The organism is Pseudomonas sp. AL10 (assembly GCF_029960685.1).
Taxonomy (GTDB): Bacteria; Pseudomonadota; Gammaproteobacteria; order Pseudomonadales; family Pseudomonadaceae; genus Aquipseudomonas; species Aquipseudomonas lactis.
Window position 1 is genome coordinate 19,966 of sequence record NZ_JASBQZ010000022.1, and the last position, 25,890, is coordinate 45,855.

Consider the following 25,890-nt stretch of genomic DNA (forward strand, 5'->3'; position numbering starts at 1 on the left):
ACCTGCAAGCCAGCACGGCGGGAGATTTTTGTTCATTTTGCAAAGACCTCCAGCAATCGGGGCGCAATTCTATCCAGTGGGCGAATTTCAACAGCAGCATCAATCGCCGCCGCCGCTTTGGGCATGCCATACACCGCCGAACTCTGTTGGTCCTGGGCGATGGTCAAATATCCTTGTTCCCGCATCAGCTTGAGGCCCTGGGCGCCGTCGCGCCCCATGCCCGTGAGCAAGACGCCGACGGCGTCACCGTTCCAGTGGCTGGCGACGCTTTCGAAAAACACGTCGATCGACGGCCGGTAAATCTCGTTCACCGGTTCTGCGGTATAGGCTAGCGTGCCATTTTTCAACAAGCGAATATGGTGGTTGGTGCCGGCCAGCAATACCACGCCGGGTTGAGGCGGCTCGCCTTCACAGGCCAGGCGCACCGGCAGGCCGGAAGCGCTGCTCAGCCACTCGGCCATGCCAGCGGCAAACACCTGGTCCACATGCTGCACTAGCACGATGGCGGCAGGGAAATCCCGGGGCAACCCCTTGAGCAGAACTTCCAGGGCCGCCGGCCCACCGGCCGAAGAACCAATCGCCACCAGCCGTTGACGCTTGCCGGTGACCCGCTGCGGCGGGGTTTCGGCACGCACCCGCGTGCCGCGCTGGCCGATCAGCCAGCCAATATTGAGGATCTTGCGCAACAGGGGCGCCGCCGCATCCTTGGGGTTGCCCACGCCCAGTGCCGGGGTGTCCACCACATCCAGGGCGCCGTGGCCCATGGCTTCGAATACACGGCTGACGTTAGCCTGGCGGTCGACGGTGACGATCACGATCGGGCATGGCGTGTCGGCCATGATTTGCCGGGTCGCCTCCACGCCGTCCATCACCGGCATGATCAGGTCCATCAGGATCAGGTCCGGGGTCAGCTCGGCGCAACGCTGCACCGCTTCCAGGCCATTGCTGGCCACCCACACCACTTCATGGGCGGGCTCGTAACTCAAGGCACGACGCAAGGCTTCCACCGCCAGAGGCATGTCATTGACGATCGCAATCCTCATGCCCGGGCGCCTCCAATCAGTTCAACCACGGCGTCGAGCAAGGCGTCGTCATGGAAACTGGCTTTGGCTAAATAATAGTCGGCCCCGGCGTCGAGGCCACGGCGGCGGTCTTCTTCACGATCCTTGTAGGAAACCACCATCACCGGCAACGATTGCAGGCGACTGTCACGGCGCAAAAGTGTGACCAATTCAATACCGTCCATGCGAGGCATATCAATATCCGTGATAAGCAGGTCGAAGTCCTCGGAGCGCAATGCGTTCCAGCCATCCATGCCATCGACCGCAACGGCAACTTCATAACCACGGTTGAGTAACAATTTGCGTTGCAGCTCACGTACCGTCAGTGAGTCGTCCACCACCAGCACACGCTTTCGCGGCGCTTCGGTGGCCTGCTGGCTACGCCGGGCGATGCGCTCCAGACGGCCGGTGTTGAGCAATTTATCCACCGAACGCAGCATGTCTTCGACGTCGACGATCAACACCACCGCGCCGTCATCGAGCAAGGCCCCGGCAGAAATGTCCTGGACCTTGCCCAGGCGATCATCCAGCGGCAACACCACCAGGGTGCGCTCGCCGATAAAGCGCTCCACGGCAATCCCGTACACGGCATCGCGCTCGCGGATCACCACCACTTTCAAGGTATCTGACGGGGTCTGCCCCGGCGGGCGCTGCAGCAACTGGCTGGCGGCAACCAGGCCAACATGCCGGCCCTCATGCCAGAAGTGCTGGCGGCCTTCCAACTGCACGATGTCGTCGGGGGCCAGGTCGCACATGCGTTCGATATGCGCCAGGGGGAAGGCATAGGCTTCTTCGCCGACTTCCACCACCAGGCTGCGCACCACCGACAAGGTCAACGGCACCTCCAGATGGAAGCGGCTACCCTGCCCTGCTGTCTGTTCCAGCACCACCGCGCCGCGCAGCTGGCGAACCATATGTTGCACCGCGTCCAGGCCAACGCCACGACCGGACACCTCGGTGACCTTGTCGCGCAGACTGAACCCCGGCAGGAACAGGAACGTGAGCAGCTCTTCTTCGCTCAGGCGCAAGGCCGTTTCCACCGGCGACAGGTGCCGGTCGACGATGGTGCCGCGCAGGCGCTCGAGGTCGACACCGTTACCGTCATCGCTCAGCTCCAGCACCAGCAGCCCGGCCTGATGGGACGCGCGCAGGCGAATCAAGCCTTCCGCCGGTTTGCCCGCCAACACGCGCTGCTCAGGGGTTTCGATACCGTGGTCGACCGCATTGCGCAATAAATGGGTGAGCGGCGCTTCGAGTTTTTCCAGCACGTCACGGTCGACCTGGGTCTTTTCGCCCTCGATCTCCAGGCGCACCTGCTTGCCCAGGCTACGACCGAGGTCACGCACCATGCGCACCTGCCCGGCCAGCACGTCGGCAAACGGTCGCATGCGGCAGGCCAATGCGGTGTCGTAGAGCACCTGGGCACGCTGGCCGGCCTGCCAGCCGAACTCATCCAGCTCGGCGTTTTTTTCCGCCAGCAAGGCCTGGGCTTCACTCAGCAGGCGACGGGTATCGGCCAGGGCTTCCTGGGCTTCCAGGTTCAGATCCAGGGATTTGAGCTGGCCATCCAGGGCGTCGAGGGCACGCAAGCTGTTGCTCTGAATGCGCTTGAGCCGCTGCAGGCTGGCCAGGTACGGCTTGAGCCGCTGGGTTTCCACCAGGGATTTGCTGGACAAGTCCAACAGGCTGTTCAAGCGCTCGGCCGTGACCCGCAGCACACGCTCGCCGCCTTCGGTCATGCGCTTGTTCTGGCGCGGCGCTTCACTGCCGAGCGGTGGCGCGGGCTCCAGCTCGGGCTCCAGCAGCAAGGCGTCAACCCGCGGCGCCGGGATGGGCTCGGGTTTTGGCATGGGCGTGGCAATCGGCAGGGAGGGATCGAGCAAGCGCTCCATCAGCGCAACATAGGCCTCGATATCCGCCGGCCCCACATCATTGCCCGGGGTGGCGATACGCATCAGCAGGTCAGTACCTTGCAGCAACGCGTCGATATGTTCAGGTTGCAGGTACAGGCGGCCTTCCTGGGCGCTGACCAGGCAGTCTTCCATGACGTGGGCCACGCTGACCCCGGCATCCACGCCGACAATCCGCGCCGCCCCTTTAAGTGAATGTGCGGCGCGCATGCAGGCTTCGAGCTGGTCGGCCTGGGTCGGGTTGCGTTCCAGCGCCAGCAGGCCCGCGCTCAACACCTGGGTCTGCGCATCGGCCTCCAGGCTGAACAGTTCCAACAGCGAGGCATCGCGCATCTGGTCGGGGGTCATGCGAGGCTCCGGGTCACGGCGGACAACAATTGCGCTTCGTCCAGCCAGCGCAGGCTGCGGCCTTTCCACTGCAACACGCCTTGGGTGTAGCGTGCGCTGGCCTGGGTGCCGGACACCGACGCGGCCTTCAAGGTGCGCTCATCGATGGCGTGAATGCCGTCTACTTCATCCACAGGTACGACGACCGGCCCGTCCTGGGCGGCGATGATCAGCATGCGCGGCATGATCCGCCCGCCGCTGGCGCCGGTACTGGTGCTGTCCAGGCCCAACAGTTCCACCAGCGACAGGCATGCCACCAGCGCCCCGCGTACGTTGGCCACGCCCAGCAGCGCCCGGGAGCGCTGGTGCGGCAGCGAGTGGATCGGCTGCAACGGCGCCACTTCCACCAGGCAGCGGGTCGCGATGCCGAGCCATTCTTCGCCGAGGCGAAACATCAACAGCGAACGGGTGACCACCTCGTTATCCGCTTCGGCAGTTGCCTGCGCGTGATGGTCGTCCTGTTGCAGTGCGTAGCGGTCGAGCAGGCGCGTGGCGGCGGCGGAATACACCGAGCAATTGCGGCAGTGGATGTGCTCAGCCAACAACGGGCAGGACTTGTCGCCATGAATACCGATGCGGTTCCAACAGTCGTCAATGGCTTGGGTATCGGTCAGCGTCAGGTCCAGGCCTGCGGTGTCGAGCGCGTCAGGGCTACTCATCGTTTGGACTCACTGTCAGCTCGCTCGCTACGGGCGGCGCGGGCCTGAAGACGACGCGCGCCGGCACTGTTGCCCTGGGACTCGAGCAACGCGGCCAGGTGCATCAGGGCCTGGGGATGCTGCGGTTCCAGATACAGGGCTTTTCGGTAATACCCCTGGGCCTCCAGGGCGCTGCCAGCCACATCGCTGAGCAGCCCCAGCCAATAAAACACCTGGGCGGCCGGTGGGTGGCTGCTCAAATAGCGCTCGCAGGCCGCACGGGCCTCGGCACTTTTGCCCTCGTTGGCCAGGGTTGCGATCTGGCTGAGCAAATCCCCGGCATCGGTAGGCACCCCTTTGACCGGTGGCACGCGGGGGCTGACCGTGCTGAACGGCCGCGGCTTGAGCGGTATCGGCGCCGCCCTGCGCTGCGGCAGCGGCGCGGGCGTCGGTTTGACCAGAGGTGCTGGCGGCGGGGTCGGTTCTACATGCCGACTGAAAGCGAAGGACTGCGGTACGCCGATGGAGCGCATACCGTGGCGCCCCAGCAGGCTGCCCTCGGCCGGGCCGATAAACAGCACGCCGTCCACGTGTGTCAACGCCTTGAGCACATCAAAGACCTGTTTCTGGGTCGGCTGGTCGAAGTAGATCAGCAGGTTGCGGCAGAACACAAAATCGTAGGTTGGCTCGTTCGCCAGCAGTGCCGGGTCCAGCAAGTTGCCGACTTGCAGGCGCACTTGCTCACGCACTCGGTCGGCAATGCGGTAACTGCCTGCGTCTTCAGTGAAGTGGCGGTCGCGAAACTCAAGGTCAGCGCCGCGAAACGAGTTCTTGCCATACACGCCCCGCCGCGCGCGCTCCACCGACAGCGGGCTGACGTCCATGCCCTGTACTTTGAACTGGTGGGGCGCCAGCCCCGCATCGAGCAAGGCCATGGCAATCGAATAGGGCTCTTCGCCGGTCGAACACGGCAGGCTGAGAATGCGCAGGGCGCGCATCTGATTGATCTCGGCCAGGCGTGCCTGGGCCAGGCGAGCCAGGGTTGCAAAGGATTCGGGATAGCGGAAAAACCAGGTCTCGGGGACGATCACCGCTTCGATCAGCGCCTGCTGCTCGTCATGGGAGGTTTGCAGGTGTTGCCAGTAAGCCTCCGCCGACGGCGACTGGGACGACTGGCAGCGCTGGCGCACCGCGCGCTCGATGATCGCCTCGCCCACCGAAGCGACGTCCAGGCCGATGCGTTCTTTCAAGAACGCGAAAAACCGCGGGTCATTGCTCATAGGCTCAACTCGGCGCAGAACAACAAGGCGCGCACTGGCGCGGTCAACAGATCCGCGACGCCAATCCACTGCATCAAGCCTTGGGCATCCTCGCGCACCGGCCCCAGGTACGGCGCCTGCTGGTTGTCAAGGCCATAGGGCTGGAACTCGGCGGGGTCGCAACGCAGGGTGTCGGTGGCCTGTTCCAGGATCAGCCCCAGCCAACGCGCCTCACTCCAGGGCTGCGGTTGGTAATTGACCAGCACCAGGCGCGTACTGGTGCGCGCCTGGGCCGAAGTGCCGAACGTCAGCGCGCTCAAGTCGATGACCGGCACCAGCACCCCACGATGGGCGAAGATACCCGCCACCCATAACGGCGCTTGGGCGATGGGTTTAAGGGCCAGGCGCGGCAGCACCTCGGCCACTTCGGTGGCCTTGAGGGCAAAGCGTTCGTTGCCGATGCGAAACACCAGGAACAACGCCTTTTTCGCTGCCGGGACGGCACCGCGTTTAGCCGCGAGCTCGCTCATCAGACTTTGAAACGCGAGACGCCGCTGCGCAGACCGACCGCAACCTGGCTCAGTTCATCAATGGCAAAGCTGGCCTGGCGCAGGGATTCGACGGTCTGGCTGCTGGCATCGCCCAATTGCACCAGCGCATGGTTGATCTGCTCGGCGCCGGTGGCCTGGGCCTGCATGCCTTCGTTGACCATCAACACCCGCGGCGCCAGGGCCTGTACCTGATGGATGATCTGCGACAGTTGCTCGCCCACTTGTTGCACCTCGGACATGCCGCGACGCACCTCCTCGGAAAACTTGTCCATGCCCATCACCCCCGCCGACACCGCCGACTGGATCTCACGCACCATCTGTTCAATGTCGTAGGTCGCCACAGCGGTCTGGTCGGCCAGGCGGCGCACTTCGGTGGCAACCACGGCAAAGCCGCGCCCGTACTCACCGGCTTTCTCAGCCTCGATGGCCGCATTCAGGGACAACAGGTTGGTCTGGTCGGCCACCTTGACGATGGTCACCACCACTTGGTTGATATTGCCGGCCTTCTCATTGAGGATCGCCAGCTTGGCGTTGACCAGGTCGGCGGCGCCCATCACCGAGTGCATGGTTTCTTCCATGCGGGCCAGGCCCTGCTGGCCGGAACCGGCAGCCACCGAGGCCTGGTCGGCGGCGGTGGACACTTCGGTCATGGTGCGGACCAAGTCCTTGGACGTGGCGGCAATCTCGCGGGAAGTGGCGCCGATTTCGGTGGTGGTGGCTGCGGTTTCTGTCGCGGTCGCCTGTTGCTGCTTGGAGGTCGCGGCAATCTCGGTGACCGAGGTGGTGACCTGCACCGATGAACGCTGCGCCTGGGACACCAGGGCAGTCAGCTCGGTCATCATGTCGTTGAAGCCGGTTTCAACCGCGTTGAATTCGTCCTTGCGCTCCAGATTCAGGCGCTTGCTCAGGTCACCGGTGCGCATGACTTCGAGGATTTGAACGATGCGCTGCATCGGCGCCATGATCGCGCGCATCAGCAACAGGCCACACAGCGCGGCGGCGAGAATCGCCAGCAATAGCGAAACGCCCATGCTGATCTTCGCGGCCGCTACCGCATCATCGATGGCGGCGGTGGCGTTGTCGGCGACTTGCTTGTTCTCATTGATAATGTCATTGAGCTTCATGCGGCCTGCGGTCCAGGCGGGGGTCAGTTGCTCGTTAAACAACCTCAGTGCTTCGGCGGCGTTATTGCTCTGATGGGCTGCCAAGACCTGGGCGAGAATCTGGTTGTAGTTCTGGTGCAGTTTTTCGAAGGCATCGAATTCGGTGCGATCCTGAGTGATATTGATCGTCCCGGCGTAGCTGGCCATATGTTGCTCAAGCCGAGCCTCAAAAGACTTGTAGTCCTGTTTGTCGGTTTCGGAAATGCCCTGGTTCTCGTGGATCCCAACCAACTCCTGGGTTTGCAGGTAGCTGTCGACCCAGGCGCTGCGAATCATCGAGCTGAAAAACACCCCGGGCACCGCATCGTCCCGCACTGAGTTTTCGCTGATTTCGATTTTCAGCAAGCGCGAATACGAGACCACGACCATCAGCAGCATGATCGCGATAATTACCGCAAAGCTCGCCAAAATCCTTTGGCGCAGGGTCCAGTTCTTCACAGTAATTCCTCGCAGGGCCATTCAAATGGAGGGGAGTATAGCTGAGCGGCTGCGCGCTTTTATCAAGGCTTTTGATGTGCAGTGCACAGAATGCAAAAGTGGGAACGGGCTTGCTCGCGGATGCGGTGAGTCAGCCAGAAATAGAGTGGCTGGTCTACCGCATTCGCGAGCAAGCCCGCTCCCACATTTTTGATGGGCGTGAGGCCTTGTTTATGCGTTAAGCCGCACTTGTTTTTCCAACTCCAGCTTCAAGCCTGGCTCAAGTTTCAGTTGGCGGGCCAGTTCGTCCAGGTAGGCTTTTTCCATGAAGTTTTCTTCGTCCACCAGCATCACGCTGGCGATGTACATTTCGGCGGCCATTTCCGGGGTGCTGGCGGCGCGGGCGACGTCGGTGGGGTCCAGGGGTTTGTTGAGTTCGGCGTGTAGCCAGTGTTGCAACTCCTGATCATTGTCCAGCTTGGTAAATTCGCCTTCGATCAAGGCGCGCTCGCGCTCATCCACATGCCCGTCAGCCTTGGCCGCGGCTACCAGTGCCTTGAGAATGCCTTGGCTGTGTTGTTCGACCTGGGCCGCTGGCAGACGGTCGATGGTTTGCGGCTCGCCTTGGGGCGCGCTGGCCTGCTGGGACTGCCAGTTGCCGTAAGCCTTGTAGGCAATCACACCCAGTGCGGCCAGGCCGCCGTAGGTGAGCGCTTTGCCACCGAATTTACGCGCCTTCTTGTTGCCCAGCAGCAAGCCCATGGCTCCCGCCGCCAGGGCCCCGCCGCCTGCACCGCCGAGCATGCTGCCGAGCCCGCCACCGCTGAGCAAGCCGCCGAGGGCGCCCTTGTCATTCGACTTAGGCTGCCCACCAGCCTTGTTTTGCAACATATCCTGGCCAGACTTAAGCAGTTGATCGAGCAATCCACGGGTATTCATTCGTAGCCTCCAGACACTTGGGTTCGTAGGACCAATAGGCCTCCAGCGTAAAACTAAGTGCCAAAAAGCCGCGATCTAGAGTGCTTCCAGATGTAACGTTCTGCTGCGATGCTGGAAATGTCTTGTTGCATATACAACGCCATCATCCCGCCATCAATCAATTTGCCTTGTTCATCGAACCGCTTAAGCTATCCGGCGTCTGTTTATTGTCCGTTGCGTTTGGCCGAAGGCATGTCCGAACCGTTATTTCTGATCCGCTACGTGCCAGGAACGGCGCGGGATTTGCTCACGACAGGTTGTCTCTATGCACCGCAGGAATTTGCTCAAAGCATCCATGGCCATTGCGGCTTACACCGGTTTGTCGGCCAGTGGCCTGCTGGCCGCGCAGGCCTGGGCCGGTAATCGGGCTGCCGATGGCAAGGCCGTGGCGTTCGATTTCGAATCGCTCAAGGCCCAGGCCAAGCAATTGGCCACCCGTGACTACCAGGACACTAAGCAGGTGCTGCCGCCGACCCTGGCCACCATGACCCCGCAGAATTTCAACGCCATCGGCTATGACCGTAACCATTCGCTGTGGAAGGAGTTGAACGGCCAACTGGACGTGCAGTTCTTCCACGTCGGCATGGGCTTCAAGACGCCGGTGCGCATGCACAGCGTCGACCCCAAGACCCGTGAAGCCCGCGAAGTGCACTTTCGCCCTTCGCTGTTCAACTATGAAAAAACCACGGTGGACACCCAGCAACTGACCGGAGACCTGGGTTTCTCCGGCTTCAAGCTGTTCAAGGCGCCGGAACTGGACCGCCATGACGTGCTCTCGTTTCTGGGCGCCAGCTACTTTCGCGCAGTGGATTCCACCGGCCAGTACGGCCTCTCGGCGCGTGGCCTGGCGATTGATACCTACGCGAAAAAACGCGAGGAATTCCCTGATTTCACGCAGTTCTGGTTCGAAACCCCGGACAAGAACGCCACGCGCTTTGTGGTCTACGCCCTGCTCGACTCGCCAAGCGCCACTGGCGCCTATCGCTTCGACATCGACTGCCAGGCCAACCAAGTGGTGATGGCGATTGACGCGCACATCAATGCGCGCACCGCCATCGAACAACTGGGCATCGCGCCCATGACCAGTATGTTCAGCTGCGGCACCCATGAGCGCCGCATGTGCGACACCATTCACCCGCAAATCCACGACTCAGACCGCCTGGCCATGTGGCGCGGCAACGGCGAATGGGTCTGCCGGCCCCTGAACAACCCGGCCAAGCTGCAATTCAACGCGTTCGCCGACACCGACCCCAAAGGCTTCGGCCTGGTGCAGACCGACCATGAGTTCGCCAGCTACCAAGACACCGTCGACTGGTACAGCAAACGCCCAAGCCTGTGGGTTGAACCGACCACGGCCTGGGGCGAAGGCTCGATCGACCTGCTGGAAATCCCCACCACTGGTGAAACCCTGGACAACATCGTGGCCTTCTGGACTCCGAAAAAACCGGTGGCCGCCGGTGATTCGCTCAACTACGGCTACAAGCTGTACTGGAGCGCACTGCCGCCAGTGAGCACGCCGCTGGCACAGGTCGACGCGACCCGTTCGGGCATGGGCGGTTTTACCGAAGGCTGGGCACCCGGCGAGCATTATCCGAAAGTATGGGCCAGGCGTTTTGCCGTGGACTTCAAGGGCGGCGGCCTGGATCGCCTGCCGGCGGGCACTGGCATCGAGCCTGTGGTGACCTGTTCCCACGGTGAGGTGAAGGACTTCAGCGTGCTGGTGCTAGACAACATCAAAGGGTACCGCATCCTGTTCGACTGGTACCCCACCAGCGACAGCGTGGAGCCGGTCGAGCTACGCCTGTTTATTCGCACCCAGGACCGCACCCTGAGTGAAACCTGGCTGTATCAGTACTTCCCGCCTGCGCCAGAACAGCGCAAGTACACCTGATGCCACACTGCACGATCATTCCCACGCAATAACGTGGGAATGATCGGATTTGGCTCAGAACCGCGACACGCTTTTCATCGCGCCAATCAAATAGCGCATCGCCACCTGATCGCTCTCGGTCAGCGCCCGATATTGCGCCAGCAACTCCATTTCATCTGAACTCAACCTTCGACCCCGTAAAGACATCCGGCGGCTCAGAAAAGACGCCACCGCACCCGCTACGCCATAGGACTTGGCCATGGACCGCTACTCCTGATATCAGTCAAATACTCCTGGTGCCCATTTCCCAACTCCCGAGAAGCGCAACGGCTTCGCGGACCCACCGCCTGTCTCCCTGGGCCAGAAGTCGGGCTTACCCTTAGCGTAGAAACTATCTCATCATTCGTGGGATTTTTTTAGAGTATTAACTTAAAAAATAACGTCGGTAATAAAAGCCTACAGCGATTGCTCACAGGGTGGTCGATATCGGCTGCGCAACGCCTACAACGCGCGCAAGAAAAAACCCACCGTGTCAGGGTGGGTTTGGCACAGAGGTGAACAGGGTCAATCCCGCAGGTCTGACTCATGGATCGGCTGATCCCGGTGGGTCGCCCGTTGGTATTGCGCCGGCCAGATTGCCTTGCGCCCACCCAGGTCATCGTCGGCGTGCAGTGGCCAGTAGGGGTCACGCAGCAGTTCGCGGGCCAGGAAAATAATGTCGGCCTGGCAGGTACGCAGGATGTGCTCGGCTTGAGCGGGTTCGGTAATCATGCCGACGGTGCCGGTGGCCATGCCCGATTCCTTGCGCACGCGCTCGGCGAAGCGCGTTTGGTATCCGGGGCCGGTAGGAATCTCGGCATTCGCGGCGGTGCCACCGGACGACACGTCGATCAGATCCACCCCCAGATCTTTCAGGCGGCGCGCCAACTCCACGGTTTCATCCGGGTTCCAGCCGTCTTCCACCCAGTCAGTGGCCGACACGCGCACAAACAGCGGCAACTCATCAGGCCACACGGCGCGCACGGCCTTGGTCACTTCCAGCACCAGGCGGATGCGGTTTTCAAAAGAGCCGCCGTAGTGGTCCTGACGCTGGTTGCTGATCGGCGAGAGGAACTGGTGCAGCAGGTACCCGTGGGCGGCGTGGATTTCCACCACTTCAAAGCCTGCGGTCAAGGCGCGCTTGGCGGCGGCGACAAAGTCGGCGATCACTTGCTGGATCTGCCCTTCGTCCAGTGGCTTGGGCTGCGTGTGATTGGGGTCGAAGGCAATCGGCGAGGGCCCCACCGGCACCCAGCCGCCCTCCTCCGGCTTGACGCTACCATGTTTGCCGATCCATGGCCGATGGGTGCTGGCCTTGCGCCCGGCATGGGCCAGCTGGATCCCAGCCACCGCGCCCTGGGCCGCGATAAAACGGGTGATGCGCCGCAACGGTTCGATCTGGGCGTCGTTCCACAGGCCCAGGTCCTGGGCGGTGATACGGCCATCGGCGGTCACCGCCGTGGCCTCGGTAAAAATCAGCCCGGCGCCACCCACGGCCCGGCTGCCGAGATGCACCAGGTGCCAGTCATTGGCCAGGCCATCGTCGCTGGAGTATTGGCACATGGGTGAAACCGCGATGCGGTTGAGCAGGGTCAATTGGCGCAGGGTGTAAGGTTCGAGCAGCTGACTCATGGCGCACCTCTTCTGGGCTTCATAGGCATTTTTGTAGGAGCGAGCTCGCTCCTACCAGCCTAGTCGACAACCGTCGTTTGCACAGGGTTCAGAAGGAAAGCGGGAGCCGATTGCCGGCTCCCGGTAGGCAGCGCCTTACATCTCGACCTGGGTGCCCAGCTCGATCACACGGTTGACCGGCAGTTTGAAGAACCGCAGGTTGCCGTTGGCGTTTTTCAACATGAAGGCAAACAACACTTCGCGCCAACGGGCCATGCCTTTGATGCGCGAGGCGATCACCGTTTCACGGCTAAGGAAGTAGGTGGTGCGCATCGGGCTGAAGTCCAGCTCATCCAAGTGGCACAGCTTCAACGCTTCGGGCACGTCTGGTTCATCGGTAAACCCGAAGTGCAGGATCACTCGGAAGAAGCCTTCGCCGTAGGCATCCACCTCGAAGCGCCGCGCTGAAGGCACCCGTGGAATGTCTTCGTAAACCACGGTCAACAGCACCACTTGCTCATGCAGCACCTGGTTATGCAGCAGGTTGTGCAACAGCGCATGGGGCACGGCGTCGGGCCGCGCGGTGAGGAACACCGCCGTGCCCTGCACGCGATGGGGCGGCTGTACGCGGATACTGCTGATGAAGATCGGCAATGGCAAGCCACCCTCGTCGAGACGGCCGACCAGCAATTGCTTGCCGCGCTTCCAGGTGGTCATCAGCACAAACAGCACGATCCCCGCCAATACCGGGAAGGCGCCGCCCTGGAGGATCTTCGGCGCGTTGGCGGCGAAGAACAGACCGTCCACCAACAGGCAGCAGAGCAACAGCGGCACGGCCAGCACCGGTGGCCATTTCCACAGCAGCAGCATGACCGCCGATACCAGGATGGTGGTCATCAGCATGGTGCCCGTCACGGCGACACCATAGGCCGAGGCCAGGGCACCGGAGGATTCGAAGCCCAACACAAGCAGGATCACGCCGACCATCAACGACCAGTTCACCGCACCGATGTAGATCTGGCCCTGCTCGGCACTGGAGGTGTGCTGGATATGCATGCGCGGTATGTAACCCAACTGGATCGCTTGGCGGGTCAACGAGAACGCGCCGGAAATCACCGCCTGGGAAGCAATCACCGTGGCCATGGTGGACAAGCCCACCAACGGCACCAGCGCCCAGCTTGGCGCCAGCAGGTAGAACGGGTTGCGCGCCGCCTCCGGATCGCCCAGCAGCATCGCGCCCTGGCCGAAATAGTTGAGCACCAGCGCCGGCAGCACCAGCAGAAACCACGCACGGGCAATGGGTTTGCGGCCGAAGTGGCCCATGTCGGCGTACAACGCTTCGGCGCCGGTCAATGCCAATACCACCGCGCCGAGGATCGCCACGCCAATACCGGGGTGCACCATAAAGAAGCGCACGCCCCATGCCGGGTTCAGAGCATTGAGCACTTCGGGTTGCTGCAGAATGCCATACACCCCCAGGCCGCCCAACACCAGGAACCAGGTGACCATCACCGGGCCGAACAGCTTGCCGATGCGGTCGGTGCCGTGTTTCTGGATCAGGAACAGCGCCACCAGCACCACCAAGGCAATGGGCACCACCCATTTTTCCAGGCCGTCGAACGCCAGTTCCAAGCCTTCGATGGCCGACAACACCGAAATCGCCGGGGTGATCATACTGTCGCCGTAGAACAGCGCCGCGCCACACAGGCCACATACCACCAGGAAACTGCGCAATTTCGTGTGCTTCCCGGCAGCTCGCCGGGCCAACGCGGTGAGGGCCATGATGCCGCCCTCGCCCTGGTTGTCGGCACGCAGCACGAACAGCACATACTTGATCGACACCACCCAGATCAGCGACCAGAAGATCAGCGCCAGGATCCCCAAGACGCCGTCATGGTTGACCTGCACCCCATAACCGCCGTTGAACACCTCTTTAAGGGTGTAGAGCGGGCTGGTCCCGATATCGCCATAAACCACCCCGACCGCCGCCACCAGCATGCCAATCGGCTTGGCTTTTGAATGCTCGGCACCTGCTGCCTGACTACTTGCCTGACCCATCAACCACTCCTGCCCTTTGACCTGAGGTCTTTTATAAACAGCGCTTCTAAGCTGACCCTAGCATGCGCTGTTTTACTTCTCGTAACAGACGTTTTATTGACCCAAGGGCTTTACCCGTGTGCAACGGCGCGAAGCATAGCGCAGCACTCGTCGCATTTCCCTGCTCAAGTGATTTGGGTGTCGTTTTAGGCAGTCAGTAATAGATGACAAGGCGTTTTGGAGCCTTTTTGCCTGCATTGATCACATTTACCGTCAGCCGTATATTTTTGGCCCGACTCGGTAGAGCTGCCTTAGCGGCGTAAGCCGGGACTCCAGCTTGCTGATCAATAAAAAGCGTGCCGACTGTCTGGCGCTCGCGGTCGATATAAAAACTCAATCATCGACCTGTCTCTTTTAAGGTACATTCCGCATGTACGAAGTGAAACATGTACTGTCAGTCAATGGCGTGGATATCTATCAAGCTTGGCTAGATACCGTGCAAGACACGCGTTCAAAGGCACGAATCACCACCAGAGTGGACCGAGCATCCCTTGGTCACTTTGGAATTACCGAGCCGGTGGGTGATGGGGTCTTTGAGATGAAGCTCGACTTCGGACCTGGCTTTCGCGTGTATTACGCAATCCAAGATCGAAAAATTGTTTTCCTGTTGGGTGGTGGTTCAAAGGCCAGACAGCAAAACGACATCGATCAGGCCAAGGCTCTCTGGAAATCTTACAAGGTGCAGCAAAAATGACCATTCGTACTCGCTCTCATGAAGATAGCGTTCTTGAAATGCTCCGAGACGACGAAGCGTTTGCTCTCGAATATCTTTCTGTCGCACTTGAGGAAATTGATGAAGCGGGTGGTGAGGACGCCTTCCTTGTCGCTGTCCGCCGAGTCGCGGAAGCCCGTGGCGGAATGCTCAGCTTGTCGCAGAATACGGGCCTCAATAGAGCAAATCTCTACAGATCCATCGCCGTCGGCGGCGACCCGAAGCTCTCCACTCTCCTGAAAGTGCTTCAGGCGTTAGGTGTGGGCATGTCTAAAGTTGTATCGCACCGCGCAGAGCAAGACGTCCGGGCTTAAGAGAGTGGTAACGGCTGTAAGAATGCCCCGATACAGCACTCGTCGCATTTCCCTGCATAAAGCTGGTCAAGTGCGCTGCCCGCCGATAGAATTGCGCACTTTTTGATCAGAGGCGCACCAAGCGCCCATCCGTTGCCTTGTCGTGCACGACCGGCAGCGTCATTCAATACCGAGGTTAGACATGTCCACCACCATCGCAAAAGCCAACCCCAAGGTTGGCTTTGTTTCCCTGGGTTGCCCGAAGGCGCTTGTCGACTCCGAGCGCATCCTCACGCAATTGCGTATGGAAGGCTACGACGTCGTGTCCACTTACCAGGACGCCGATGTGGTGGTGGTCAACACCTGCGGCTTCATCGACTCGGCCAAAGCCGAATCCCTGGAAGTGATCGGCGAAGCCATCAAGGAAAACGGCAAGGTCATCGTGACCGGCTGCATGGGGGTGGAAGAAGGCAATATCCGCAACGTGCACCCGAGCGTGCTGGCCGTGACCGGCCCGCAGCAGTACGAGCAGGTGGTCAACGCTGTGCACGAGGTGGTGCCGCCACGCCAGGATCACAACCCGCTGATCGACTTGGTGCCGCCTCAAGGCATCAAGCTGACCCCGCGCCACTACGCGTACCTGAAGATTTCGGAAGGCTGCAACCACAGCTGCAGCTTCTGCATCATCCCGTCGATGCGCGGCAAACTGGTGAGCCGCCCGGTGGGTGACGTGCTCGACGAGGCCCAGCGCCTGGTCAAGTCTGGCGTCAAGGAGCTGCTGGTGATCTCCCAGGACACCAGCGCCTACGGCGTCGATGTGAAATACCGCACCGGTTTCTGGAATGGCGCGCCGGTGAAAACCCGCATGACCGAGTTGTGCGAAGCCCTTAGCAGCCTGGGCGTGTGGGTGCGCCTGCACTATGTTTACCCTTACCCGCACGTGGACGAGTTGATCCCGTTGATGGCCGCCGGCAAGATCCTGCCGTACCTGGACATCCCGTTCCAGCACGCCAGCCCGAAAGTGCTCAAGGCGATGAAACGCCCGGCGTTCGAAGACAAGACCCTGGCACGCATCAAGAACTGGCGCGAGATCTGCCCGGAGCTGATCATCCGCTCCACTTTCATCGTCGGCTTCCCCGGCGAGACCGAAGAAGACTTCCAGTACCTGCTGGACTGGCTGACCGAAGCGCAGCTGGACCGCGTCGGTTGCTTCCAGTACTCGCCGGTGGAAGGTGCTCCGGCCAACCTGCTGGACCTGGCCGTGGTGCCGGACGACGTCAAGCAAGACCGCTGGGAGCGCTTCATGGCGCATCAGCAGGCCATCAGCTCGGCACGCCTGCAACTGCGCATCGGCAAGGAAATCGAAGTGCTCATCGATGAAGTCGACGAGCAAGGCGCGGTGGGCCGCTGCTTCTTTGACGCCCCTGAAATCGACGGTAACGTGTTTATCGACGATGCCAGCGGCCTGAAGCCGGGTGACAAAGTGTGGTGCACCGTGACCGACGCCGACGAGTACGACTTGTGGGCCGAAAAGCGCGACTGATCGCCCGATGATAAAAAAGCCCCGCCTCTGAGAAGATGCGGGGCTTTTTTAGGTCTATCGTATTGCCCATCAACCCCGAATACAGCAAGGGACAGCGGGTATGCGTCAGCATTCGGTGATTCACACACCTAGAACCAGCGACTACGCGCGCCTGGTGCAGATCTGGGAGGACTCGGTACGCGCCACCCACGACTTCCTCCCGGACAGCTATATCGACATGTTGAAAAACCTGGTGCTGACCCGCTACCTCGATGCGGTGATGCTGATCTGCACCAAGGACTCGCGCCAACGCATCAACGGATTCGCCGGCGTGTCGGCGGGCAAGGTGGAAATGCTGTTTATCGACCCGCACTACCGTGGCCAGGGGCTGGGCCGGCAATTGCTGGGTTACGCGATCGAACACATGAATGCCGATGAACTGGACGTCAACGAACAGAACCCCCAGGCCTTGGGATTTTATCTCAAGCAAGGCTTCGAGGTGATCGGGCGAACAGAACATGATGGGCTTGGGCAGCCTTATCCGTTGTTGCACCTGCGTCTGCGCCAGCAGCAACAGGCCCGTAATGCCTGAAATCATCCCGTACAAACTGTGGGAGCTGGCTTGCCTGCGAAGGCGTCGGGTCAGTCTACCCATCCGGTGCTGGTATACCGCCATCGCAGGCAAGCCAGCTCCCACATTTGGCCCGTGTTGCGTCAGTTAAATAATTGTTAGGGCACATGCGCTGAAATGGAGCCGGGATTAACCGGCGCCAGGCAGGTACAATAGTGGCCCCCTTTTGTTACGGCCCTTGTCATGACTGACCCCATACGCCTCTCCAAACGCCTTATCGAACTGGTCGGTTGCTCCCGTCGGGAGGCTGAGCTGTTTATCGAAGGCGGCTGGGTCTCGGTGGACGGCGAAGTGATCGACGAGCCGCAGTTCAAGGTCACTGACGAGAAAGTCGAGCTGGACCCAGAGGCCAAAGCCACCGCGCCAGAGCCGGTGACCATCCTGCTGCACGCCCCCGCAGGCGTGGATGCTGAAACCGCCATGGCCTCGATCAGCGCCGATACCCTCTCTGAAGAACACCGCTTCGGCAAGCGCCCGCTCAAGGGGCACTTTCTGCGCCTGAGCGCCAGCGCCGACCTGCAAGCCAAGGCCAGTGGCCTGCTGGTGTTCACCCAGGACTGGAAGATTCTGCGCAAGTTGACCGCCGATGCCGCCAAGATCGAGCAGGAATACGTGGTGGAAGTCGAAGGCGACATGGTTGCCCACGGCCTCAACCGCCTGAACCACGGCCTGACCTACAAAGGCAAAGAGCTGCCTGCCGTCAAAGCCAGCTGGCAGAACGAAAACCGCCTACGCTTTGCGATGAAAAACCCGCAACCCGGCGTGATCGCGCTGTTCTGCGAAGCCGTTGGCCTGAAAGTCATCGCCATCCGCCGTATCCGTATCGGCGGCGTGTCCATCGGCAAGGTGCCGGTGGGCCAATGGCGTTACCTGTCCGGCAAAGAAAAGTTTTAAGCCGTTCCCTTTTCCCGACACCGCCTGATTCCGGCGGTGTCATCCGTTGAATACCAGGATTGCCCACCATGATTCACAACGACGTACTGCGCAGCGTGCGCTACATGCTCGACATCAGCGACAACAAGATGGTCGAGATCATCAAGCTCGGCGGCATGGACGTGACCAAGGAAGACCTGCTGACCTACCTCAAAAAAGATGAGGAAGAAGGCTTCGTGTTCTGCCCGGATGACGTCATGGCGCACTTCCTTGACGGCCTGGTGATCTTCAAGCGCGGCAAGGACGAAAGCCGCCCGCCGCAACCAATCGAAACCCCGGTGACCAACAACATCATCCTAAAAAAGCTGCGTGTGGCCTTCGAACTGAAGGAAGACGACATGCATGCAATCCTCAAGGCGGCGGAGTTCCCGGTGTCCAAGCCAGAGCTGAGCGCGTTGTTCCGCAAGTTCGGCCACACCAACTACCGCACCTGTGGCGACCAGTTGCTGCGCAACTTCCTCAAGGGCTTGACCCTGCGGGTTCGTGCTTAAGCCATGAGCTATCAGGTCTCCCCGGTCGGCTTCGTGCGCTCTTGCTTCAAGGAGAAGTTCGCCATCCCGCGCCAACCGCAGTTGGCGCCGGCTGCCCGCGGCGTGCTGGAGTTGGTGGCGCCGTTCGACCAGGGTGAGGCGGTGCAGGGGCTGGAGCAGGTCAGCCATGTGTGGCTGCTGTTCCTGTTCCACCAAACCCTGGAAGACAAGCCACGCCTGAAAGTGCGCCCGCCACGCCTGGGGGGCAATACCTCCATGGGTGTATTTGCTACCCGTGCGACCCATCGTCCCAATGGCATCGGCCAGTCGGTGGTGAAACTGGACAAGGTGGAGCCGGGGCGGCTGTGGATATCCGGTATAGATTTGCTCGATGGCACGCCGGTGCTGGATATCAAACCGTATGTGCCCTATGCCGATAGCGTTGATGCGGCCACCAACCACATCGCCAGCGATGCGCCCGAACTGATCGGCGTGCAATGGCTCAAGGCTGCACTGCAACAGGCGCAAGGCCATGCGCAGCGCCTTGGTGAACCGTTGGTAGAGTTGATTGATCAATGCCTGGCGCAAGATCCGCGACCGGCCTACCAAACGCCCGGCCCTGAGCGTGAATACGGTGTGCGCTTCTGGGACGTGGATGTGCGCTGGCACTACCCGGAGCCGGGGATGATTTGTGTGCTGGAAGTGGTTTCGGCGCAGTAAATCGCACAAACGAAAAAGCCCGCGTTGCCTTCACAGGCAACGCGGGCTTTTCTTTGCAAACGCATTCAACTGTAGGAGCGAGCTTGCTCGCGAAAAACGAACAGGCACCGCGTTCAGTCAAGATGCCAGCGTTATCGTTGACGTTCTTCGCGAGCAAGCTCGCTCCTACAGGTGACCCGAGGTCACTTTTCGACGAACGCACGCTCGATCAGGTAGTCACCCGGCTCACGCATCCGTGGCGAAACCTTGAGACCGAAGCTGTTCAACACTTCGCTGGTCTCGTCCAACATGCTTGGGCTGCCGCACAGCATGGCGCGGTCGTCCTCGGGGTTGATCGGCGGCAGGCCGATGTCGCTGAACAGCTTGCCACTGCGCATCAGGTCGGTCAGGCGGCCTTCGTTTTCGAACGGCTCGCGGGTCACGGTCGGGTAGTAGATCAACTTGTCACGCAGGGCCTCGCCGAAGAACTCGTTCTGCGGCAGGTGCTCGGTGATGAATTCGCGGTAGGCGACTTCGTTGACGTAGCGCACGCCGTGGCACAGGATGACTTTTTCGAAACGCTCGTAGGTCTCTGGGTCCTGGATCACGCTCATGAATGGGGCGAGGCCAGTGCCGGTGCTGAGCAGATACAGATGCTTGCCCGGCTTCAAATCGTCAAGTACCAGGGTGCCTGTCGGTTTTTTGCTGATGATGATCTCGTCGCCTTCCTTCAGATGCTGCAACTGGGAAGTCAGCGGGCCATCGGGCACCTTGATGCTGAAGAACTCCAGATGCTCTTCCCAGTTCGGGCTGGCAATGGAGTAAGCGCGCATGAGCGGGCGGCCGTTGGGCTGTTGCAGGCCGATCATCACGAACTGACCGTTCTCGAAGCGCAGGCCCGGATCGCGGGTGCACTTGAAGCTGAACAGAGTGTCGTTCCAGTGATGAACACTGAGGACACGCTCGTGGTTCATGTTGCTCATGTACGGGGAACTCCTGGAAATGGGTCTGCGCCAAAGGTAAGGATGCGCAATTGCACAGCATTCTAATGGCGGCGACAATATCTGTTAACTGGATTATTAAGATAAGGGTTATCGGTTATATCGATATGCGATTTACTCTCCGTCAACTGCAAGTTTTCGTCGCCGTCGCCCAGCAAGAAAGCGTCTCGCGCGCTGCTGGCCTTCTGGCCTTATCTCAATCCGCCGCCAGCACCTCGATTACCGAGCTGGAGCGTCAATCTAGCTGCCAATTATTCGACCGCGCCGGTAAACGCCTGAGCCTCAACGCCCTCGGTCACCAACTGTTGCCCCAGGCCGTTGCGCTGCTGGACCAGGCCAAGGAGATCGAAGACCTGCTCAACGGCAAGTCCGGCTTCGGCTCCCTTGCGGTCGGCGCCACGCTGACCATCGGCAATTACCTGGCGACGCTGTTGATTGGCAGCTTCATGCAGCAACACCCCGAGAGCCAGGTAAAGCTGCATGTGCAGAACACTGCGCATATCGTGCATCAGGTTGCCCATTACGAAATTGACCTGGGTCTAATCGAAGGCGACTGCAGCCATCCGGATATCGAGGTGCAAACCTGGGTAGAAGATGAGCTGGTGGTGTTTTGCGCCCCTCAGCATCATTTGGCCAAGCGCGGCGTGGCAACCATGGACGAATTGACCCACGAAGCGTGGATCCTGCGGGAACAAGGCTCGGGCACGCGCCTGACCTTCGACCAGGCCATGCGTCATCACCGCAGCGCACTCAATATCCGCCTGGAACTGGAACACACGGAGGCAATCAAGCGGGCCGTGGAGTCAGGCTTGGGGATTGGCTGCATTTCGCGGCTGGCGCTGCGCGATGCCTTCCGCCGTGGCAGCCTGGTGCCGGTGGAAACCCCGGACCTGGACCTGGCCCGGCAGTTCTACTTCATCTGGCACAAGCAGAAGTACCAGACCTCGGCGATGCGCGAGTTTCTCGAACTGTGCCGCGCCTTCACCGCTGGGGTGCAGCGCAGCGACGAGATCGTGCTGCCGAGTATCGCGTGATCGTCAGATCAGGATCACGGCCCATACCAGGGTGATCATGGTCAGTGCCACGAACTGCGCGGCACTACCCATGTCCTTGGCGTTCTTCGACAGCGGGTGGCGGTCCAGGGAGATACGGTCAATGGCCGCTTCTACCGCTGAGTTGAGCAATTCAACGATCAGCGCCAACAAACACACTGCAATCAGCAGCGCCCGTTCAACCCGGCTGACCTGCAGGAAAAAGCTCAGGGGGATCAGGATGACGTTCAACAATACCAACTGGCGGAATGCCGCCTCGCCAGTGAAAGCTGCACGCAGGCCATCCAGGGAATAGCCCCCTGCGTTGAAGATACGTTTGATACCGGTTTGACCCTTGAAAGGCGACATAGATGTAGGCAACTGAACCAAAGAAGTGGGGAAGCTAGATCACGCAAAGTCAAAAAAGCGTGAAGCGGCTGTAACTTAATGTTGCGAGATAGACTCAAGTTGCTGCAGCAGCAACGCCGCCTGGGTGCGCGTACGCACGCCTAACTTACGGAAAATCGCCGTAACGTGGGCCTTGATGGTCGCTTCGGACACACTCAACTCGTAGGCAATCTGCTTGTTCAACAACCCTTCGCAAACCATGGTCAATACCCGGAACTGCTGGGGCGTCAAGCTGGCCAGGCCATCGCGGGCGGCCTTGGCTTCATCGGACACATTGATTTCTTCAAACGCCTGGGGTGGCCAGGACACATCGCCGTCCAACACCGTACGCACGGCTTTCTGGATATCTTCCATCGCGCTGGACTTGGGAATGAAACCGCTGGCGCCAAACTCTTTGGAACGCACCACCACATCGGCTTCTTCCTGGGCCGACACCATCACCACCGGTATTTGCGGATATTGCCCACGCAACAGCACCAACCCGGAGAAACCGTAGGCACCCGGCATGTTCAGGTCGAGCAATACCAGGTCCCAGTCGGATTTTTCGGTGAGGCGGGCTTCCAGTTCGGCAATGCTGGCCACTTCGACCAGACGTACATCGGGGCCAAGGCCCAGGGTTACGGCCTGATGCAGCGCGCTGCGAAACAGCGGGTGGTCATCGGCAATCAGGATTTCGTATGTGGCCATTGGTTAAATGATCCTGTTTTTTATGGGAGCCTTGATGGGTTCAGGGTTCACCAATACACGAGGCGACGGCCAGGCAGCGATCGCCACAGGGCCCGCTCAACGTCAAAAACACATGAAACGACGTCGATAATTCACGGTTGCACCCAATCGGCGCACAGCATGCCCAGCGTAGCCTGGAGGGTCAAGCACTACGCCCGTGGGGATTTTAGCGGGTTGCGGGCTTACAGTGCCATCATGCAAACGTCGTCTGGTTATCCCGCCGGGATGTAGGGTGCGAGGCGCGTATGCACGGCGTCCGCAGCATCCAATGGCAGTTGGAACTTGGCAGCCAGGTAGTGGGTGCTGAACACATCGAGGTAGGCATCCAGCACTTCGCTGGCGCCCAGGTCATCAGCCAGCTCCAGGCACAGCGCCGCCACCTCGGCGGTGCAGAAATGGTCATCACGCTTAGAGCGCCGTAGCTTGTAACGCGACAGCTGCTCGGGCGCCAGGCTCAGCACTGGTAAATGTTCCAGGTAGGGGCTTTTGCGAAACATCTTGCGCGCTTCGCTCCAGGTACCGTCCAGCAGAATGAACAGCGGGCGCTTGCCCACATCCACGCACACTTCACTGACCACCCGTTGCGGCGCCACGAATTCGCCGGGAAATACGATATACGGTTGCCACTGCGAGTCGGCCAGCAACCTGAGCAGCTCGGGGTCGACTTCGGTACGCGACCAGGCGAACGCGGTGGTGTCGTGTATGACATCGGCGATCAGCCAGCCCGTGTTGCTGGGTTTCATCGGCTCTACGTCATGCATCAACAGGCACATGGCCGACTTGGCTTCTACCTGCGGCCGCCAGGCACATAGGCAGTATTCAGGAATGACCCGACAGCCGGGACAGCGTTCAGCACGCGAACCCCGATTGAGAAACGGCCTGACGGCACGCGCCAGACGCTGGGTACGCAAACGGGAGACGGCGTGGCTCATCGGGCACGCGGCGAAGAAAAGGAAATCGACACGGAACAAACTCGTGAAAAACAGAAGTCCCGCAGTTTACCAGCGATACGCCTGGCTGTAGTGGCAAGGGCTCACCTATAATTGCGCGCCACTGAACGCACAGCCCAGTGGCTGGTCTATGCACCAGTAACCGAATCAGGAGAGTTTCATGCTGCGTTCCATGCTGCGCCTTGTTGCCCCATCCGTCGCCCTTGCGCTGGTCTTGCCTATGGGCGCCCATGCGGCCTCGCTGCTGGAGGCTCAAATGAACAAGAAGCTGCAAAGCGTCGCGGCCGAAAGCAACAAGGACCTGCCCCGGGAAATCGATGAAAAAACCCTGGAAGTCGCCTACACCGTTGAAGGCATGCAGTTGATCGATCACCTCAGCGTGCTGCCTGACCGTGCCGAACAGATGCGCGCCAACCCCAAGGCTGTGTATTTCCAGCTGGGGCGCAGTGTGTGCACCAACCCAGGCTATCGCGAGCTGATGGCCAAGGGCGCAGTGATGCGCTATGAAATCACCGAGAACAAGACCAATCGCCCGGTGGCTTCGGTCAAGTTTGCAGAGTCCGATTGCCCGGCTCCGGCGAAGAAGAAAAAGTAACCTCTGCTTGCCCCTCCGGCGCCGCTGTCCAGCGGCGCGCACGCCCGTGCTGCGTTTGCTGCCTGCGACTGAACTGCGTAATGAGCCACCAATAAGCGGTTGCCAGCCAAGGGTTTTTCGGCCCATCATCCGTTTAGCCCGGCTACCCGCCCACCACAGTTTTTAATGCTGCTCTGTCATATTTTCAGGACAAAAAAGGCCTGCCCTCCTGCGGCATGCCGCGACACAAGCAGTGTCGTGGCCCAAGCGACGTTCTCGTCGACTACCAGGCCCTGTAAAGAAAGGAGAAATTGAATGCCTTATGAATCGAATGATTTGCTGCTTCGTCATTTTGAAGAAAACGGGACCGACCTTACTCAGCAGGTCGACGCACAAATTCAGTTGATCGCTCCCAACAGTCCGAATATCCCTCTTTATCGAGACATGATCCTCACCGTCCTGCGCATGGCCCAGGACGACCGTGACCGCTGGAACGCCAAAATCACCCTGCGCGCCATCCGCGAATTGGACCATGCCTTTCGCGTTCTCGAACAGTTCAAGGGCCGGCGCAAAGTCACGGTATTCGGCTCGGCGCGTACACCAGTGGAAAGCCCCTTGTATGCGCTGGCCCGAGAAGTGGGTGCCGCGCTCGCACGTTCCGACCTGATGGTCATCACCGGCGGCGGTGGCGGCATCATGGCCGCAGCCCACGAAGGCGCGGGCCTGGAGCACAGCCTGGGGTTCAATATCACCCTGCCCTTTGAACAGCACGCCAACCCGACCATTGATGGCACCGAAAACCTGCTGTCATTCCACTTCTTCTTCACCCGCAAGCTGTTCTTCGTCAAAGAAGCCGACGCGCTGGTGTTGTGCCCTGGCGGTTTCGGCACCCTCGACGAGGCATTGGAAGTGCTGACCCTGATCCAAACCGGCAAAAGCCCGCTGGTGCCGGTCGTGCTACTGGATGCGCCGGGCGGTGGGTTCTGGCAAGGCGCCTTGGACTTCATCCGCGGCCAGTTGGAAGCCAATCGCTATATCCTGCCCACCGACCTCAAACTGGTCCGCCTGGTGTACAGCGCCGAAGAGGCCGTGGACGAAATCAACCAGTTCTACGCCAACTTCCACTCCACCCGTTGGCTTAAGCGTGAGTTCGTAGTGCGCATGAATCATCCGCTGAGTGAGCGCGCCCTGGCCCATATGCAACAAGCGTTTGCCAGCCTGCGGCTCAGTGGCGAGTTCCAGCAACTCGCCTATACCGGCGAAGACCATGACGAACCGAGATTCAGCCATTTGACGCGCCTGGTGTTCAATTTCAACGGTCGCGATCAGGGGCGGCTGCGGGAGTTGGTGGATTACATCAACCTGCCGGAGAACTGGGCACAGGCTCAGGGCAAGGCGCAGCAACGGATGACGCCAGAGACAGCGTGATTTTTTACAGGCGAAAAAAAAGGCCCACTATTTTCATAGTGGGCCTTTGTTTTTTTGGCGTTCAGTCGTCCATATCCCGACCGCTCAATAAGCGGCTGATCATGTCCATCGAAAACCCGCGATAACTCAAGAAACGACCTTGCTTCGCACGCTCCCTGGCATCAATTGGAAGGTGGCCCGCAAACTTGCGACGCCAGGTTTCCTCCAATTGCGACTGCCAACTGATACCGCACTCACGTAGCGCGAGGTCGATATCGGCACGTTGCAGGCCACGTTGGCTCAGTTCTTCACGAATCCGCGCAGGGCCGTAACCGGAACGTGCGCGGTAAGACACAAAACTTTCAAGGTAACGGGCTTCCGACAACAGCCCTTCTTCCGTCAACCGGTCGAGGGCTGTTTCTATCATCTCAGGCTCTGCGCCGCGCTGACGCAGCTTACGTGTCAGCTCGACTCGACCATGCTCGCGGCGAGCGAGCAGGTCCATCGCAGTGCGCCGAACGGCGACGAGTGTATCAAGTACAACAGTCATCG

Annotated in this window: 27 protein-coding genes; 11 read left to right on the top strand and 16 right to left on the bottom strand. The window is 60.4% G+C overall.

Annotated features, from left to right (window positions below):
• Window positions 1-32: 32 nt before the first annotated feature.
• The 7 genes from QK296_RS19095 to QK296_RS19125 all read right to left on the bottom strand — a co-directional run bounded on the left by QK296_RS19095 (window position 33) and on the right by QK296_RS19125 (window position 8,325).
• Window positions 33-1,043: a chemotaxis response regulator protein-glutamate methylesterase gene (locus QK296_RS19095; protein ID WP_003189079.1), complete on the bottom strand. Its 1,011-nt coding sequence runs from the start codon at window positions 1,041-1,043 to the stop codon at window positions 33-35.
• Window positions 1,040-3,319, bottom strand: coding sequence for a hybrid sensor histidine kinase/response regulator (locus tag QK296_RS19100; RefSeq protein ID WP_094774785.1), 2,280 nt, complete (start codon window positions 3,317-3,319; stop codon window positions 1,040-1,042). Before QK296_RS19100 ends, QK296_RS19095 begins: the two co-directional genes overlap by 4 nt.
• On the bottom strand, window positions 3,316-4,017 hold the full coding sequence (locus QK296_RS19105; RefSeq protein WP_003189074.1) for a chemotaxis protein CheW: 702 nt from the start codon (window positions 4,015-4,017) through the stop codon (window positions 3,316-3,318). Before QK296_RS19105 ends, QK296_RS19100 begins: the two co-directional genes overlap by 4 nt.
• Window positions 4,014-5,276 (bottom strand): CheR family methyltransferase, encoded by a 1,263-nt coding sequence (locus QK296_RS19110; protein ID WP_282391186.1) that lies wholly within the window; start codon window positions 5,274-5,276, stop codon window positions 4,014-4,016. Before QK296_RS19110 ends, QK296_RS19105 begins: the two co-directional genes overlap by 4 nt.
• On the bottom strand, window positions 5,273-5,785 hold the full coding sequence (locus QK296_RS19115) for a chemotaxis protein CheW (RefSeq protein WP_003189072.1): 513 nt from the start codon (window positions 5,783-5,785) through the stop codon (window positions 5,273-5,275). Before QK296_RS19115 ends, QK296_RS19110 begins: the two co-directional genes overlap by 4 nt.
• Window positions 5,785-7,407 carry a methyl-accepting chemotaxis protein gene (locus QK296_RS19120; RefSeq protein ID WP_003189070.1) on the bottom strand — a complete coding sequence of 541 codons (1,623 nt, stop codon included), beginning with the start codon at window positions 7,405-7,407 and terminating at the stop codon, window positions 5,785-5,787. Before QK296_RS19120 ends, QK296_RS19115 begins: the two co-directional genes overlap by 1 nt.
• Before the next feature lie 210 nt (window positions 7,408-7,617).
• The gene (locus QK296_RS19125; protein ID WP_014717192.1) at window positions 7,618-8,325 is read right to left on the bottom strand and encodes a tellurite resistance TerB family protein; all 708 of its coding nucleotides are present in this window, start codon (window positions 8,323-8,325) and stop codon (window positions 7,618-7,620) included.
• A gap of 304 nt (window positions 8,326-8,629) precedes the next feature.
• Here QK296_RS19125 and QK296_RS19130 point away from each other — a divergent pair, with 304 nt between their 5' ends.
• Window positions 8,630-10,255 (top strand): glucan biosynthesis protein D, encoded by a 1,626-nt coding sequence (locus tag QK296_RS19130; RefSeq protein WP_003189068.1) that lies wholly within the window; start codon window positions 8,630-8,632, stop codon window positions 10,253-10,255.
• Window positions 10,256-10,309: 54 nt separating this feature from the next.
• Here the strand turns inward: QK296_RS19130 and QK296_RS19135 are convergent, their stop codons facing one another.
• The 4 genes from QK296_RS19135 to QK296_RS19150 all read right to left on the bottom strand — a co-directional run bounded on the left by QK296_RS19135 (window position 10,310) and on the right by QK296_RS19150 (window position 14,318).
• A complete protein-coding gene (locus QK296_RS19135; RefSeq protein WP_003189066.1) occupies window positions 10,310-10,495 on the bottom strand; it encodes a hypothetical protein in 186 nt (61 codons plus the stop codon).
• 303 nt (window positions 10,496-10,798) lie between these two features.
• Window positions 10,799-11,905 (bottom strand): NADH:flavin oxidoreductase/NADH oxidase, encoded by a 1,107-nt coding sequence (locus QK296_RS19140; RefSeq protein ID WP_003189065.1) that lies wholly within the window; start codon window positions 11,903-11,905, stop codon window positions 10,799-10,801.
• Between the two features lie 135 nt (window positions 11,906-12,040).
• Entirely contained in the window at window positions 12,041-13,942 is a 1,902-nt protein-coding gene (locus QK296_RS19145; RefSeq protein ID WP_034135790.1) for a potassium transporter Kup, read from the bottom strand.
• Between the two features lie 193 nt (window positions 13,943-14,135).
• Window positions 14,136-14,318, bottom strand: a complete 183-nt coding sequence (locus QK296_RS19150) for a hypothetical protein (protein WP_133298353.1) — start codon at window positions 14,316-14,318, stop codon at window positions 14,136-14,138.
• 33 nt (window positions 14,319-14,351) lie between these two features.
• Here QK296_RS19150 and QK296_RS19155 point away from each other — a divergent pair, with 33 nt between their 5' ends.
• The 7 genes from QK296_RS19155 (at window position 14,352) to tsaA (ending at window position 19,262) form a co-directional block, all read left to right on the top strand.
• On the top strand, window positions 14,352-14,675 hold the full coding sequence (locus tag QK296_RS19155) for a type II toxin-antitoxin system RelE/ParE family toxin (protein WP_003189063.1): 324 nt from the start codon (window positions 14,352-14,354) through the stop codon (window positions 14,673-14,675).
• A complete protein-coding gene (locus QK296_RS19160; protein ID WP_003189062.1) occupies window positions 14,672-15,007 on the top strand; it encodes an addiction module antidote protein in 336 nt (111 codons plus the stop codon). Before QK296_RS19155 ends, QK296_RS19160 begins: the two co-directional genes overlap by 4 nt.
• Window positions 15,008-15,200: 193 nt before the next feature.
• A complete protein-coding gene (gene rimO / locus QK296_RS19165) occupies window positions 15,201-16,529 on the top strand; it encodes a 30S ribosomal protein S12 methylthiotransferase RimO (RefSeq protein WP_169855583.1) in 1,329 nt (442 codons plus the stop codon).
• Between the two features lie 100 nt (window positions 16,530-16,629).
• The gene (locus tag QK296_RS19170) at window positions 16,630-17,100 is read left to right on the top strand and encodes a GNAT family N-acetyltransferase (RefSeq protein WP_057711497.1); all 471 of its coding nucleotides are present in this window, start codon (window positions 16,630-16,632) and stop codon (window positions 17,098-17,100) included.
• A 222-nt stretch (window positions 17,101-17,322) separates the two neighbouring features.
• A complete protein-coding gene (locus QK296_RS19175) occupies window positions 17,323-18,033 on the top strand; it encodes an rRNA pseudouridine synthase (protein ID WP_003189059.1) in 711 nt (236 codons plus the stop codon).
• Between the two features lie 68 nt (window positions 18,034-18,101).
• Window positions 18,102-18,563 (top strand): DUF1456 family protein, encoded by a 462-nt coding sequence (locus QK296_RS19180; RefSeq protein ID WP_003189058.1) that lies wholly within the window; start codon window positions 18,102-18,104, stop codon window positions 18,561-18,563.
• Between the two features lie 3 nt (window positions 18,564-18,566).
• A complete protein-coding gene (gene tsaA, locus QK296_RS19185; RefSeq protein ID WP_282391187.1) occupies window positions 18,567-19,262 on the top strand; it encodes a tRNA (N6-threonylcarbamoyladenosine(37)-N6)-methyltransferase TrmO in 696 nt (231 codons plus the stop codon).
• 182 nt (window positions 19,263-19,444) lie between these two features.
• Here the strand turns inward: tsaA and fpr are convergent, their stop codons facing one another.
• Window positions 19,445-20,224 carry a ferredoxin-NADP reductase gene (gene fpr / locus QK296_RS19190; protein WP_003189055.1) on the bottom strand — a complete coding sequence of 260 codons (780 nt, stop codon included), beginning with the start codon at window positions 20,222-20,224 and terminating at the stop codon, window positions 19,445-19,447.
• Between the two features lie 125 nt (window positions 20,225-20,349).
• On the opposite strand from fpr, the gene QK296_RS19195 reads away from it, so the two are divergent.
• Entirely contained in the window at window positions 20,350-21,276 is a 927-nt protein-coding gene (locus QK296_RS19195; protein WP_003189054.1) for a LysR family transcriptional regulator, read from the top strand.
• A 3-nt stretch (window positions 21,277-21,279) separates the two neighbouring features.
• On the opposite strand, the gene QK296_RS19200 is transcribed toward QK296_RS19195, so the two are convergent.
• The 3 genes from QK296_RS19200 to QK296_RS19210 all read right to left on the bottom strand — a co-directional run bounded on the left by QK296_RS19200 (window position 21,280) and on the right by QK296_RS19210 (window position 23,339).
• Complete coding sequence (locus QK296_RS19200) at window positions 21,280-21,642, bottom strand: diacylglycerol kinase (protein WP_003189051.1); 363 nt, start codon at window positions 21,640-21,642, stop codon at window positions 21,280-21,282.
• Window positions 21,643-21,717: 75 nt separating this feature from the next.
• Complete coding sequence (erdR, locus tag QK296_RS19205; RefSeq protein ID WP_003189050.1) at window positions 21,718-22,368, bottom strand: response regulator transcription factor ErdR; 651 nt, start codon at window positions 22,366-22,368, stop codon at window positions 21,718-21,720.
• A gap of 251 nt (window positions 22,369-22,619) precedes the next feature.
• The gene (locus QK296_RS19210; RefSeq protein WP_034135794.1) at window positions 22,620-23,339 is read right to left on the bottom strand and encodes a tRNA-uridine aminocarboxypropyltransferase; all 720 of its coding nucleotides are present in this window, start codon (window positions 23,337-23,339) and stop codon (window positions 22,620-22,622) included.
• Between the two features lie 178 nt (window positions 23,340-23,517).
• Here QK296_RS19210 and QK296_RS19215 point away from each other — a divergent pair, with 178 nt between their 5' ends.
• Window positions 23,518-23,952 (top strand): PA3611 family quorum-sensing-regulated virulence factor, encoded by a 435-nt coding sequence (locus QK296_RS19215; RefSeq protein ID WP_003189047.1) that lies wholly within the window; start codon window positions 23,518-23,520, stop codon window positions 23,950-23,952.
• 294 nt (window positions 23,953-24,246) lie between these two features.
• Window positions 24,247-25,359, top strand: a complete 1,113-nt coding sequence (locus QK296_RS19220; RefSeq protein WP_003189046.1) for a TIGR00730 family Rossman fold protein — start codon at window positions 24,247-24,249, stop codon at window positions 25,357-25,359.
• Between the two features lie 61 nt (window positions 25,360-25,420).
• On the opposite strand, the gene recX is transcribed toward QK296_RS19220, so the two are convergent.
• A complete protein-coding gene (gene recX / locus QK296_RS19225; RefSeq protein WP_003189043.1) occupies window positions 25,421-25,888 on the bottom strand; it encodes a recombination regulator RecX in 468 nt (155 codons plus the stop codon).
• Window positions 25,889-25,890 lie beyond the last annotated feature (2 nt).

Bases quoted from the DNA above. Each gene is read 5' to 3' on its own strand.
- QK296_RS19115 (WP_003189072.1), bottom strand. From the start codon at position 5,785: ATGAGCGAGCTCGCGGCTAAACGCGGTGCCGTCCCGGCAGCGAAAAAG.
- QK296_RS19220 (WP_003189046.1), top strand. From the start codon at position 24,247: ATGCCTTATGAATCGAATGATTTGCTGCTTCGTCATTTTGAAGAAAAC.
- QK296_RS19095 (WP_003189079.1), bottom strand. From the start codon at position 1,043: ATGAGGATTGCGATCGTCAATGACATGCCTCTGGCGGTGGAAGCCTTG.
- QK296_RS19175 (WP_003189059.1), top strand. From the start codon at position 17,323: ATGACTGACCCCATACGCCTCTCCAAACGCCTTATCGAACTGGTCGGT.
- QK296_RS19215 (WP_003189047.1), top strand. From the start codon at position 23,518: ATGCTGCGTTCCATGCTGCGCCTTGTTGCCCCATCCGTCGCCCTTGCG.
- QK296_RS19130 (WP_003189068.1), top strand. From the start codon at position 8,630: ATGCACCGCAGGAATTTGCTCAAAGCATCCATGGCCATTGCGGCTTAC.
- QK296_RS19135 (WP_003189066.1), bottom strand. From the start codon at position 10,495: ATGGCCAAGTCCTATGGCGTAGCGGGTGCGGTGGCGTCTTTTCTGAGC.
- recX (WP_003189043.1), bottom strand. From the start codon at position 25,888: ATGACTGTTGTACTTGATACACTCGTCGCCGTTCGGCGCACTGCGATG.
- tsaA (WP_282391187.1), top strand. From the start codon at position 18,567: ATGAGCTATCAGGTCTCCCCGGTCGGCTTCGTGCGCTCTTGCTTCAAG.
- QK296_RS19195 (WP_003189054.1), top strand. From the start codon at position 20,350: ATGCGATTTACTCTCCGTCAACTGCAAGTTTTCGTCGCCGTCGCCCAG.
- QK296_RS19180 (WP_003189058.1), top strand. From the start codon at position 18,102: ATGATTCACAACGACGTACTGCGCAGCGTGCGCTACATGCTCGACATC.
- QK296_RS19110 (WP_282391186.1), bottom strand. From the start codon at position 5,276: ATGAGCAATGACCCGCGGTTTTTCGCGTTCTTGAAAGAACGCATCGGC.
- QK296_RS19100 (WP_094774785.1), bottom strand. From the start codon at position 3,319: ATGACCCCCGACCAGATGCGCGATGCCTCGCTGTTGGAACTGTTCAGC.
- QK296_RS19140 (WP_003189065.1), bottom strand. From the start codon at position 11,905: ATGAGTCAGCTGCTCGAACCTTACACCCTGCGCCAATTGACCCTGCTC.
- erdR (WP_003189050.1), bottom strand. From the start codon at position 22,368: ATGGCCACATACGAAATCCTGATTGCCGATGACCACCCGCTGTTTCGC.
- QK296_RS19125 (WP_014717192.1), bottom strand. From the start codon at position 8,325: ATGAATACCCGTGGATTGCTCGATCAACTGCTTAAGTCTGGCCAGGAT.
- QK296_RS19145 (WP_034135790.1), bottom strand. From the start codon at position 13,942: ATGGGTCAGGCAAGTAGTCAGGCAGCAGGTGCCGAGCATTCAAAAGCC.
- QK296_RS19200 (WP_003189051.1), bottom strand. From the start codon at position 21,642: ATGTCGCCTTTCAAGGGTCAAACCGGTATCAAACGTATCTTCAACGCA.
- QK296_RS19210 (WP_034135794.1), bottom strand. From the start codon at position 23,339: ATGAGCCACGCCGTCTCCCGTTTGCGTACCCAGCGTCTGGCGCGTGCC.
- QK296_RS19155 (WP_003189063.1), top strand. From the start codon at position 14,352: ATGTACGAAGTGAAACATGTACTGTCAGTCAATGGCGTGGATATCTAT.
- QK296_RS19105 (WP_003189074.1), bottom strand. From the start codon at position 4,017: ATGAGTAGCCCTGACGCGCTCGACACCGCAGGCCTGGACCTGACGCTG.
- fpr (WP_003189055.1), bottom strand. From the start codon at position 20,224: ATGAGCAACATGAACCACGAGCGTGTCCTCAGTGTTCATCACTGGAAC.
- QK296_RS19160 (WP_003189062.1), top strand. From the start codon at position 14,672: ATGACCATTCGTACTCGCTCTCATGAAGATAGCGTTCTTGAAATGCTC.
- QK296_RS19170 (WP_057711497.1), top strand. From the start codon at position 16,630: ATGCGTCAGCATTCGGTGATTCACACACCTAGAACCAGCGACTACGCG.